General features: G+C 48.1%; 1 protein-coding gene. It reads right to left on the bottom strand.

The genetic code is table 11. The features are described 5' to 3' along the window. Window positions 1–315 (bottom strand): cupin domain-containing protein (locus AAC854_RS23310; protein ID WP_479715137.1); only part of this gene is annotated, 315 nt, incomplete at its 3' end. Window positions 316–370 lie beyond the last annotated feature (55 nt).

The raw sequence follows: 370 nt of genomic DNA on the forward strand, positions 1-370 counted from the left end.
CATGTTCTGGAGGAACTGGGTGATGTAGCTGTTAATCGCCACTATATGCCTGACCCCATCGGAAATGGAATCCGGGGCAGTGGTCTGAATCTGATATTTCACATTGTTGAGCGTAACACTGGCGTTATCCGCCAATACCAGCTCGGTGTCTGAATTTACTGCCTGTATCATGTGCGGTAAATTACTGTTGCCGGACTGGATTAACATCAGCTGCCCGGGGGCGACTCCGTTGATATTCGATATAAATTTTGTGCCCGTACCGCGGACAATAGCCGAGCCGGACACGGTTGAGATTGTGCCTTGGGTATAAATCATGGTGGAGTTCCTGAAAAAAGAGAGGGTTAACCTTCTATCATGGTTAAATCGACGA

Origin of the sequence: Xenorhabdus entomophaga (assembly GCF_037996725.1) — a bacterium.
Lineage (GTDB): Bacteria > Pseudomonadota > Gammaproteobacteria > Enterobacterales > Enterobacteriaceae > Xenorhabdus > Xenorhabdus khoisanae.